Origin of the sequence: Primorskyibacter flagellatus (genome assembly GCF_900176485.1) — a bacterium.
Lineage (GTDB): Bacteria > Pseudomonadota > Alphaproteobacteria > Rhodobacterales > Rhodobacteraceae > Primorskyibacter > Primorskyibacter flagellatus.
On sequence record NZ_FWYD01000013.1, the window covers coordinates 44,222 to 55,763 of the forward strand.

Sequence of the window (11,542 nt, forward strand, 5' to 3'; positions counted from 1 at the left end):
TGCGGGATGCTTCACTTTCATCGGGCGGGCAGGGGCGACCCGATTCGCGCCTATGTGAGCCTATCAAGCCGAAAACCCGGCATTTCGAGTCGCTTGCGCCCTGTCTGACCGGATAAAGGTTCCTTGCATCCCGTAGATGGGTCCCACAATTCCCGCATCCAGCCCCCTTTCATCCCGTATACGGGCGCTGAAACGCCTCTAATTATCTGTTATAAAACGCATTATTTAACGTCAAACAACTTAAAGAGTCTGAAAGAAACCAAACAGGCCTCGTTTGCTTCGTCTCTATATAAGGCTTTTGGAAGAGACGGGACTCAAACAGATTCACAATCGTTCCGTCATGTGCCATAGTTCAGCGAATATCGCGGTAAACAGCGGACATCCGAGGCAACATGGCAAAAAAACCTGGACTGTCGGGCAAGCCCGAAATCCCCCCGTATTTCAATATTGACCCGGAGACCGCTGCTGGCAAGCTTGCAGATCCGATTGATACGGCGCGGTTTGCCAAGGCGGCGGCCTTCGCTACACGCGGGCGGGATGATCTGGCGCGCCGGGGATATGCCCCGGACGGGGCCAAGCGTCTGCGCAAGTTTTCCACATGGGAAGTCTGTCGCTATCTGATCCCGGTGAATTCGGCGCATCTGCGCCGCGTTCTGCGGCAGAACCCGGAATTGCCACAGGGCGAGGGCGAGGGTGGGTCGAAATGGTTCACGTTGGAAGAGATCCTGCGCCTGCGCGATTTTTTTGCCAAGGAGGGAGTGAAGGATCGCGATTACCGCGCATGGCGCCCCGAAGGCCTGCCTGCAAAGGTCGTGGCCGTGGCGAATTTCAAGGGTGGCGTGGGCAAGACCTCGACCTGTGCGCATTTGGCCATGTCGGCCGCGCTGGATGGCTACAAGGTGCTGGTGATCGATCTGGACAGCCAAGGGTCGATGACGTCGATCATGGGCGGCAAGGTAGAAGATGAATGGCAAACGGTGTTTCCGCTGCTGGCGCGCGATTATGCGCTGCATCTGACCGAAGAGAACCGGGTGCGCGAAGCCGAAGGGCTGACACCTTTCCAATTCGATGAGACGCTGACCGAGGCGTTAGAGGTTTCGCCACGAAACCTGGTACAGAAAACCCACTGGCCCAACATCGACCTGATCGGCGCGCAGCTGAACCTGTATTGGGCGGAGTTTCAGGTGCCGGTCTGGCGGATGCAGATGCGGTCCTGGCCGCTGTGGAATTCGCTGCTGAACGCGCTGGAAGAAGGCGGCATGCTGGACGAATACGATATCGTGTTGCTCGATACCCCGCCGGCACTGGGGTACCTGACGATCAATGCGCTGACCGCCGCCGATATTCTGCTTGTGCCGCTTGGCGCATCGTTTCTGGAATTCGACTCGACGGGGCGGTTCTTTGACATGATCTATTCGACCTTCGCCTCGATCGAGGAGGGCGAAAACCGGTTGCGGCGGGCCGAAGGGCTGGACGAGGTGCGGTTCGAATGGGATGCGGTGCGCGCAATGGTGACCCGTTTCGACGCGAACCAGCAGACCGATCTGGCAAATGTGATCCAGGCCTATTTCGGCGATTTCATGACGACATATCGGCAGGAAATGACCGCCATGGTCGGGCAGGCCGGAGAGCAGGTTTCGGGTATCTACGAGACCGATTATCGCGATTTCAACCGGGAGACCTATGTCCGGGGCCGCGAGACGTTTGACCGGACCTGGGCTGAGGTGAAGGAAGTGATCCTCGGCACATGGTGGCGCGATCAGCAGATGGCAAAGGCCGAGCAGGAGGACAAGTGACATGGCAAAGCGACGCAAGCTGGAGACGCCCTCGGCCGAGGATCTGAGCCGGATCGAGGCGGAACTGAAACTGGATACCGGGGCAGGGCGGGGCGGGGCGCCAATTGCCCAGGTTGCCGCCGAAAGCGCAGGCGCGTTCGACCCGCGCCCGGCCGAACAGCGGGCCGAGGCGGCGAAGAACCGGGTTGATGCAGAGCGGCTGCGCGATGCGCAGGGGCGCGGGCTGGTCATGCTTGAGGTGCCGCTGGACGAGATCGACGCCGATGCGCTGGTGCGCGACCGGGTGGTGCTGGACGTCGAAGAGATGGAGGAGCTGAAAGCCTCTATCGCGAAGGGGGGATTGCGGCTGCCGGTTGAACTGTTCGAATTGCCCGACGATTCGCGGGGGTTCCGCTACGGGTTGCTGTCGGGCTATCGGCGGCTGAAGGCGTTTCGGGATCTGCATGCGCTGACGAATGAGGACGGCTATGCGCGGATCAAGGCGGTGCTGCGCGACCCTGATGCGATGGGTGGCACCTTTGCCGCGATGGTCGAGGAAAACGAAATCCGCGCCTCGCTAAGCCATTACGAACGTGGTCGTATCGCGGTGATCGCGGCGCAACAGGGGGCGTTCGTGAATGCCGAGGAGGCCGTGAATGCGCTGTTCCCGGCGGCGTCGAAAGGCAAGCGGTCGAAGATCCGGTCCTTCGCGCTGATCTTCGAAGAGCTGGGCGATATGCTGACCTTCCCGGATCTCATCAAGGAAAAGGATGGTCTGAAGATCGCCGCGGCGCTGCGCGATGGCGGAGAGGCGAAACTGCGCGAGGCCCTGGCGGAACGCGTGCCGGACAGTCCGGCGGAAGAGGCCGATCTGATCGCGGCGGCGCTGGACGGGTTCGAGCGCAAGGAAGATCCCAAGAGGGGCGGCCGGCCGCGTAAAGCACAGGCGAGGGCGGGACTCAGGACGCTGGGGTCGGGCATCTCATTGCGGGCCGAACAGGACGGGGCGGGGTGGTTCATCCGGATCGGGGGGAAGCATGTCGACGGTGAACTGGTCGAGGTGGCGATGGCGGAGCTGGAACGGTTGCTCGATGCGCCCGATCGGCGGGGCTGATGGATGATGACTTGTCAGATGGGCCGGTGGGGATGTATACTCGTGATATAGGCGTATAATGCGTGAGGGTGCCATGGGCCGTATCAAGGTCAATCTGACATTGGATGCCGAGGTCGCGGAAACGGCGCGGGCGCTTGGCCTGAACATGTCGCGGCTTGCAGAGGGCGCTATTCTTGAGGCCGCAAAGGTCGAGCGCAACCGTCTGTGGCGCGAGGAAAACCGGGCCGCGATTGACGCCTATGCCGAGGAGGTGGCCCAGAACGGCCTGCCTCTGGCGCAGTTCAGAAGTTTTTAGGGCAGGGACGCGTGGCGCAGTTCGATGTTTATCGCCTGAATTCAGGCCAGCTTGTCGTCGATTTGCAGACCGATCTGATCGGGATCGAGGCGTCCCGTATCGTGGCACCTTTGCGCGAAGAGGGCCGGTATGCCGCGTTCCCGGTATTGACGCCAAAGGTGGTGATTGATGGCACGCGGTGGATCGTCCGGGTGCAAGAGCTTGCCGCCGTGCCGGGGGCCGAGTTGCGCGCGCCGATAGGGTCTTTGGCGGAAGACCGCGACGCGCTCAAGCGGGCGCTGGATGTTCTGATCGACGGGGTCTGACCGGGGGGTCGGCCCGGTATTCTGGCGGCTTTGAGACCTCTCGCCACATGATCCCCGAGCGCGACAAGTGGCAGGAAGCCGACGCTTGATGGCAAAGCCGGACGGGCGCGAGACACAGCCCGTAGCGCAAGAGCAGAGCAGGGCGTGCGTGGCGATCAGGCGCTGGGGTCCGGGGCAGGGGGCAGATCATAGATCGCCTTCGTTAGCCATGCGGGCCAGTCGCGTTCGAAGAAGGCTTTGGCCGTGTCGTCGAAAACCCGGTTGGGCCGGGTCGAAATGCCAATGCCCTCTTTGGTCAAACGCACGAGGATCTGCTGTTCCCCGTCTACGTCCCTTTCACTGCGAAAGCGAAACTCCTCCAATGACCCCGCGCGTGTGTCGGGCAAGCCATCGCCGTCGGTGTCGCAAATTGCACGGGCACCCCGGCTGCCGCCGCCCTTGCGGATATAGTGGTCGAGCGCCGCAAGGACCGCCTGCGAGGCCAGCGCCATCTGCTGCCATTGCAGGGCGCGGGCAATCTCGGCGGGCCGGTCATAGGCCAGACCGTTTTGGCGAATATCGGCGCAGAGGGCCGTGGCGGCCTTTAGCGCAGTGCTGACCTGATCGGGGGAGCAGATGATACCTGCGTGATCGCTCATCCTTGCCTGCACGTCGTCGCGGACTTGTCGATAGGGCAGGGGGCTGTCGGGTTTCAGGATGGCGGCGATCCGGTCCAGAGCATCCGTCACCATATCCGTGATATTGTGCGTCGCTGGGGACGTCGCGCATCCCGTGGCGGCGATATGTTCGGCCGTGCGGGTGCCAAAGACCTGACCTGCGTTCAGCGCAGCACCGCCCGGACGGGTGGCGCCGTGCGTGCCTGCGGCCTCGCCAATCGCGTAGATGCCGCCGACAGTGCTGCGGCCCCAGATGTCAACTGCGATGCCGCCATTCATGTGCTGGTTGTTGACGGCAAATTCCAGCGGATCGGCAGCAATATCAACCTTGTAGCGGCGATAAAGCTCTATCGCGAGCGGGTTCATGTGGCGCAGCCGGTCGATGGGCTGGTCCTGCACCGCGCCTGCTGTGCCCAGATAGGCGCTGACATCTTCGTCCAGCCGGGTCAGGCTGAACGGCTGATCGCCGGGCACGGGCAGTGGATTGCGGTTGAAGTCCATGAACACGCGCCGCCCCTTCTGGCCCTCGCGAAAGATGGCAAGGTCAACGAGGCTGGATTTGAAATCCAGCATCCGGCTGGCATGGAACGGCCATTGATAGCCTTTGCGAAAGATGTTCGAGACCATTTCCTGCGTGGTTCGGAAATACCCGCCAAGGAAATGATGTTCCTGGCCCGCGTCATCGACGGAATAGATATGCGGCATGGATTGCACATAGGTGCCCGACAGGTTCCACGGGAAGCCCTCGCGCCTTGTACCGATGCCGAACTGGCTTTCGGTCAGGTTGACCAGATCCAGACCGGCCTCCAGCGCCAGACCCAGCGATCCGAAACAGCCGTTGGGAAAGACGCTGTCGCGGTAAAGCTCTCCGGGGCCGCCCGCCGCCAGCACCAGCGCGGCGCAGCGAAAGACGACAAGGCCCAGCGGGTTGTCGGGGGTCTGGGATCTGGGCTGTATCGCAAGGATGCCGACGACATGGCGGGCAGGACCGTCGCCTTGCGTCAGGATCCGGACGGCGGTTGTCTGGTTGAAGAAGGGAATGCCAAGGCGGATCGCCTCGCGCGCCAGCACCTGCACCATCAGCCGCGATGTGCGCGGCCCGCAGCTTGTGGCGCGGCCAACCTCGTCATGGTCGGTCTTGTAGCGCAGCGTGCCGCCAAGCGCGTCTTGCGGCAAAGGCAGGCCCAGAAATTGCAGCGACGCCATCGCACGGGTGGAGCCTGTGGCCTCGATATAGGCGGTGTCTTCGTCCATCGCGCCGCCCGCGCGGATCGCCCGTGCCATGGCGATGAAATTGTCGCCCTGATCCGAGGTATTGGCGGTGTGCAGCGTCTGCTTGTCCGACCCGGAACAGGCGGATGTGCCGCCCCAGGCGCTTTGGCTGATGATCGTGACATCGCCGTCCCGGCGGGCCAGCTCGACCGCCGCGCGCAGGCCCGCGGCGCCACTGCCAACGACGACGCAGCCGCAATTGCGGATCGGGATCGTGTGGCCACTGACCCGGAGGGTTTCAGTAATCTGCGGGGCAGGGGGCAGGCGCGGCATCTCCACATCGGTCAGCGCGTCAAGAATGTCTTGGGGGATACGGTTGGTCACAGGGGCAATCCGATCGGGCTTCTTGGAACGTTCCAATTATCGATACACGGCGCGCGGTTTTGCGTCAACCGGGTCGGGATCGGGGTGCTATGCTGCGTGGCGGCGTCTTGACGTCATGCGTCCGGGTTGCTGGAGGCGCGGACCACCAGGTTGACCGGGGTACGGGTCTCGGGCGGGGGCGTCTTGCCGTCTTCGAGCCAGTCGACCACGGTTCTGGCGGCCTGCTGGCCAATCGCGGCAATGTCGCAACTGACGGAGCTGAGCGCCGGGAAGGTCTGGGCAACCTCTTCGATATCATCAATGCCGACGATGCGAAAATCCGTGCCGACGTTACGCCCGATTTCATAGCACCCCGACAGCATCCCCAAGGCCACCAGATCGTTGAAGCACAGCGCGGCATCGACGGCAGGATGTTCGTTTGCCAGCGTCTTGGCGGCGTCTCTGCCGAAGGCGCGCACCGATCGCCCGGTCAGCACGCAAGGCTGCATGTCATGTTCGCGCAACACGTCAAGATAGCCGACCTTGCGCTCTTCGGTGACTGTCCGGCCTTCGGGACCGCCGACAAAGGCGATACGGTGCGCGCCCATCCGGATCAGGTGTTCGGTCGCGGCACGGCTGCCCGCGATATAGTCGGGGGCGGAAAGCGGGAACAGGTCAAACCGTTCGTCCACCCAACGCAGCATTTGCAGGGCAGGGATGCCCGCGCGGGCAATCGCATCGAAGGTCGATGACGGGCCATAGGTGGGACACAGGATCAGCGCCGAGACCCCGTGTTCGATCATCGCGCTGACGACCTGTTCCTGCAATTCGGACTTTTCATCGGTATTGGCCATCACGGCGGAATAGCCACGCTCTGACAGCGCCATCTGAAGCGAGGTGGCGAATTCGGTGAAAAACGGGTTGCGCAGGTCATTGATCACCAGCCCGATCAGGCCCGCATTCGAGGAGCGCATATTGGCGGCGGACCGGTTGTAGACATAGCCGATCTGGGCCATCGCGGCGCGCACCTGTTGGCGGGTTTCCTCGCGGACCGAAGGGCTGTTCTGCAAGACCAGACTGACCGTGGATTTGGACACCCCGGCCTGTTTGGCAACGTCGATGATGGTGGGGCGGCGGGTGACAGTCATGGTGGTTGGTTCCCGTAAAGCCCGCCGCCCACCGTCGGGCCCGCCCGGTCAGACGCGCCGGGCCTTTGCGGCCCGGTCACATTGCCCGATGCGCCGCCCGGCTGCAATTCCCTAGTCCGTGACGGGCAGATCGAAGCACAGGATGCCAGCCTTGCCCTGATCCGCATGCTCGGTCAGTTTTGCGCCGATGGCCTGATGGTCGGGGTGATCCTGATAGGCCTGTAGCCCGTCCCAGTCGCGGAAATCCGCGACAAAGCCGTGCATGTAGCCGCGCTCCATCTGTTCGGGGCTTTCGCTGCGCCCCGAGGTGATGCCCAGCAGACCGGGCAGTTTGCCTTCGATCTGGTGAAGCTCTGCAAACAGCTCGGCGATCTTGGCTTCGGTCACGTCAGGGCGGAACCTGATCAATACGATATGTCGGATCATCTTCTATCCCATTCCATTGTCGGATTTTATCATGTCGGCGGCCTTTTCACCGATCATGATGGCGGCGGCGTTGGTGTTGGACGAAATCACCGTTGGCATGATCGAATTGTCAACCACGCGCAGTCCGTCGATCCCGTTGAAGCGCAGCCGCGTATCCACCACGGCGGCGTCATCCGGCCCCATGCGGCAGGTGCCTGCGCAATGGTGCGAGGTCTTGGCGTGACGGCAGATGAAATCGAAATAGTCCTTGTCGGTCTTCACGTCCGGCCCCGGCAGACGCTCGGCCAGGATGTATTTGCTCAGCGGCGACTGTGCGAGGATCTCTTGCGTCAGCTTCAGCCCCCGGATCGACATGTCGCGGTCCAGCGGATCTTGCAGGTAGTTCGGGTCGATCAGCGGGGCCTTGGCCGGATCGGCGCTTTGCAGCCTTACGGTTCCGCGCGAGCGTGGGCGCAGGTAGCAGGAATTCAGCGTGATCCCGCCCTGCGGCATGGCCGCGACGCCATGTTCGATGCCGGTGCCCAGCCCGAGGTGGAACTGAATATCCGGCGACCGCGCGCTGGGGTCGGCATACCAGAAGCCGCCGGTTTCAAACAGGGACGAGGCCACCGGCCCCTTGCGCCCAAACAGATATTGCAGCCCGGCAAGCGCCGCCCAGTGCGGCCTGGCGTAGCGGTCATAGCTATACGGCCCGCGAAGTTCGCTGATGCAATAGAGGTCCAGATGATCCTGAAGGTTGGCCCCGATCTGCGGCTGATCCTGCACCACGTCGATGCCCAGCGACGCCAGATGATCCGCCGGACCGATTCCCGAAAGCTGCAACAAGCGCGGCGAGCCGATGGCACCGGAGGACAGGATCACCTCGGCATTTGCAGTCAGGCGCGTGCCGTCCGCCATTTCAACGCCGGTGGCGCGGCCATTTTCGACGATCAGGCGGCGCACCTGCGCACCCAGCTTCACGGTCAGGTTCGAACGGTGCCGGTTCGGCGCGACATAGGCCATCGCCGCCGAGGACCGCCGCGCATTGCGTTGCGTCAGTTGGTAATAACAAACACCGTCCTGTTTTTCGCCATTGATGTCCCTGTTGCGCGGAATACCAAGCTGCGCGGCGGCCTCGAAATAGGCCTCGCAGACCGGCAGGGGCGCGCGCGGTTCGCTGACCCCCAAAGGCCCGCCCTTGCCGTGAAAGGCGTTGTCATACGTCTCGTTATCCTCGGCCTTGCGGAAATAGGGCAGCACGTCGTCATAGCCCCAGCCGGTGCAACCCATCTGCCGCCAGTCATCGTAATCCTGAGCATTGCCGCGCGTGTAGATCTGGGCGTTGATCGCCGATCCGCCGCCGATCACCTTGGCCTGCGTGTAGCGAAAGACCTTGTCCTGCATGTGGCGCTGGGGAACCGTCTCCCAGCCCCAACTGCCAATGCCCTTGGTCATCTTCGCAAACCCGGCGGGCAGGTGGTAGAACGGGTGGCGGTCGCTTCCCCCCGCGTCCAGCAGCAGCACCTGCGCGGAGGGGTCTTCGGACAGCCGGCCCGCCAGGACGGATCCGGCAGAGCCACCGCCGATGATGATGAAATCGTAGCCTTTGGGCATGTGTCTTTTCCAAAAGAGAGGGCGGCGGGACGGGCAGGGGCCCCGGTGTCACGCCGCGAGGTCGGTTTGTGTGATATGCTCTGCCGCGCGGATCGCGAGGGCCGCGATGGTCAGCGCAGGGTTGACCGCGCCCGATGTGGGCAGGATCGAGGCGTCCATGACAAACAGGTTGGCGTGGTCATGGCTGCGCCCGAAACTGTCGGTGACGCTGGTGGCGGGATCATCGCCCATCCGCGCGGTGCCGCATTGGTGCGATGGCGTGCGCCGGTCGAAGGGGCGCGAGACGACGACCGGATAGCCCGCCTTGCGCAACAGGCGTTTCATCTTGCGCACCAGCGCCACATGGGTGTCCTGGTTCGAGCGTTTCCAATCCAGCACGATCTGGCCGTCTTTCAGGCTGACACGGCTTTCCGGGTCCGGCAGATCCTCGGACACGGCATATAGATCGACGGACCGTTTTGCGATCCAGTTCGCCAGAACGGCTGGCAGAGCAGAGGAGGCGCGCAGGATCGGACCCGAGATCTTGCCCAGAAGCTGGATATTGCCAAGCGGTTCGCCACCCGGACCGCCCGTCAGGTAGAAATCGTTTACCATCAGTGTCTTCTGGTAAACCGAGGGGTTGGTGCGGAACGGATGCAGGGCCAGGATGGCCGAACTGTTATGGTTCATGAAATTGCGTCCGACCTGATCCGAGGAATTGGCCAGACCCGTTGGATGCGCCTCATCCGTCGAGGCCAGCAAGAGGGCCGCGCTTTGCACAGCACCTGCGGCAAGGACAACGATCCTGGCAGAGATCACCTCGCCGGAGGCAAGCTCGACCCCCGTGACCCGGCCCTCTGGTCCGACAAGCACGCGGCTGACCCGGCTATTGGTGCGAAGCGACACGTTGTCATGCGCCAGCGCCGCCGCCAGACCGCCGGTTTCGGCGTCCAGCTTGCCGCCGGATGTGTTGGGATAGGCGTCCCAAGGTGTGCTGGCCCGCGACAGCCACCGGTCAAGATCGACGCCAAGCGGGAGAGAAGCAGGATGCAATCCAACGGCTGACAGCCTGCGTCGCAGATCAGAGATCGCGGGTTCGTCCGGGACGGGGCCGAAGGAGTAGTCCGTGGAATGGGCAGGCTCTGTCGGGTCGCAGCCTGTCTGGCCGCGCACCGCGTAAAGCTGTTCGGCCTTGCCGTAATAGGGCTCTAGGTCGTTATAGCGGATCGGCCAGCCCGGCGTGGTGCCGCCAATATGGCGCAGCGGGCTGAAATCCTCGGCGCGGTAGCGCAGCAGCACCGCACCATAGAATTTGGAATTGCCGCCGACATAGTAGTAATTGCCGGGATTGAACGGCTTGCCAGCGCCGTCCAGCCATTGTTCATCCGGGCGGTAGTGGCCCTTGGCAAAGATCGCCTCGGCATCGCGGTCATGGGCAGAGGGGCGCAGGTGATCGCCGCGTTCCAGAATGAGGATACGGCGACCGGACGGTGCGAGCGCAGCCGCAAGCGTGGCCCCGCCCATGCCGGATCCGACAATGACGATGTCTGCCTGCTGGTGCATTCACGACACCCGTTCTTCGGTCTTGGGATCGAAGGCCACGGCCTTTTCCATGTTGATCGCAAAGGGGAATGTCTGACCGGGATGCACATCCACATCGGCGCGGAAACGACCCGTCACCTCCTTGCCGCCGAGTTGGGTGCTGACGAACGTGTCGGACCCGGCAGGCTCGGTGATGTCGACATGGGCGTCGATGACATGCACCGACTGGCTGTTGCGGTCGGCGCCGTCGCGATCGGTGATGGCCTCGGGGCGCAGGCCCAGAATGATTTCGCGGCCATCGTGACGCTCAAAACCGCGTGCATCAGGGAAGGGCAGGGTGGCGTCCTGACCGTCGGCAAGTTTCGCCTTGGCCACGGCCTTGCCATTTTCGACCGCGATTTTCGCCGGAAACAGGTTCATCGACGGCGAGCCCATGAAGCCCGCGACGAACATGTTGGCGGGGTTGTCATAGACCTCTTTCGGGGTGCCAAGCTGCTGGACATGGCCGCCAAACATCACCGCGATACGGGTCGACAGGGTCAGCGCCTCGATCTGGTCATGGGTGACATAGACGATGGTGGTCTTCAGCTTCTGATGCAGTTTCTTGATCTCGGTGCGCATGTCCACGCGCAGCTTGGCATCGAGGTTGGACAAGGGTTCGTCGAACAGGAACACATCCGGATCGCGCACCAGTGCCCGACCCATGGCGACACGTTGGCGCTGGCCGCCCGACAACTGACCGGGTTTGCGGTCCAGCAGATGCTTGATCTGCAAGAGGTCGGCCACCTTGTTCATCGCCGTGTCGCGCTCTGGCTTGGGGACGCCGTGCATTTCCAGACCGAAAACGATGTTCTGCCCGACATTCATGTTGGGGTAGAGGGCATAGGACTGGAACACCATCGCGATGTTGCGATCCGCCGGACGGACCCCGGCCATTGACTGGCCCTTGATGGCAATGTCGCCGGTGGTGATCTCCTCCAGCCCGGCGATCATGTTCAAAAGCGTGGACTTGCCGCAGCCGGAGGGACCGACCAGCACCAGAAACTCGCCTTCTTCGATCGAGATGTCGGTTTCATGCAGCACCTTGACCGCGCCGTAGGATTTGGTCGCGTTCTTGATATCGAGAAAACCCAT

10 protein-coding genes are annotated in these 11,542 nt (G+C 62.7%); 4 read left to right on the forward strand and 6 right to left on the reverse strand.

Annotated elements, in window-relative coordinates:
* Positions 1-392: 392 nt before the first annotated feature.
* The 4 genes from B8991_RS14445 to B8991_RS14460 all read left to right on the forward strand — a co-directional run bounded on the left by B8991_RS14445 (position 393) and on the right by B8991_RS14460 (position 3,489).
* Entirely contained in the window at positions 393-1,796 is a 1,404-nt protein-coding gene (locus B8991_RS14445) for an AAA family ATPase (protein ID WP_084353702.1), read from the forward strand.
* A gap of 1 nt (position 1,797) precedes the next feature.
* Positions 1,798-2,889: a ParB/RepB/Spo0J family partition protein gene (locus tag B8991_RS14450; RefSeq protein ID WP_084353703.1), complete on the forward strand. Its 1,092-nt coding sequence runs from the start codon at positions 1,798-1,800 to the stop codon at positions 2,887-2,889.
* 73 nt (positions 2,890-2,962) lie between these two features.
* Entirely contained in the window at positions 2,963-3,184 is a 222-nt protein-coding gene (locus B8991_RS14455; RefSeq protein WP_084353704.1) for a type II toxin-antitoxin system CcdA family antitoxin, read from the forward strand.
* Between the two features lie 11 nt (positions 3,185-3,195).
* Entirely contained in the window at positions 3,196-3,489 is a 294-nt protein-coding gene (locus B8991_RS14460; protein WP_084353705.1) for a CcdB family protein, read from the forward strand.
* A gap of 155 nt (positions 3,490-3,644) precedes the next feature.
* On the opposite strand, the gene B8991_RS14465 is transcribed toward B8991_RS14460, so the two are convergent.
* The 6 genes from B8991_RS14465 to B8991_RS14490 form a co-directional block, all read right to left on the reverse strand.
* Entirely contained in the window at positions 3,645-5,741 is a 2,097-nt protein-coding gene (locus tag B8991_RS14465; RefSeq protein WP_084353743.1) for an FAD-binding protein, read from the reverse strand.
* 113 nt (positions 5,742-5,854) lie between these two features.
* Positions 5,855-6,868: a LacI family DNA-binding transcriptional regulator gene (locus tag B8991_RS14470; RefSeq protein WP_084353706.1), complete on the reverse strand. Its 1,014-nt coding sequence runs from the start codon at positions 6,866-6,868 to the stop codon at positions 5,855-5,857.
* A gap of 111 nt (positions 6,869-6,979) precedes the next feature.
* Positions 6,980-7,294, reverse strand: a complete 315-nt coding sequence (locus B8991_RS14475) for a Dabb family protein (RefSeq protein WP_084353707.1) — start codon at positions 7,292-7,294, stop codon at positions 6,980-6,982.
* A gap of 3 nt (positions 7,295-7,297) precedes the next feature.
* Entirely contained in the window at positions 7,298-8,887 is a 1,590-nt protein-coding gene (locus tag B8991_RS14480; protein WP_084353708.1) for a GMC family oxidoreductase, read from the reverse strand.
* A gap of 48 nt (positions 8,888-8,935) precedes the next feature.
* The gene (locus B8991_RS14485) at positions 8,936-10,429 is read right to left on the reverse strand and encodes an FAD-dependent oxidoreductase (RefSeq protein ID WP_084353709.1); all 1,494 of its coding nucleotides are present in this window, start codon (positions 10,427-10,429) and stop codon (positions 8,936-8,938) included.
* A complete protein-coding gene (locus B8991_RS14490; RefSeq protein WP_084353710.1) occupies positions 10,430-11,542 on the reverse strand; it encodes an ABC transporter ATP-binding protein in 1,113 nt (370 codons plus the stop codon).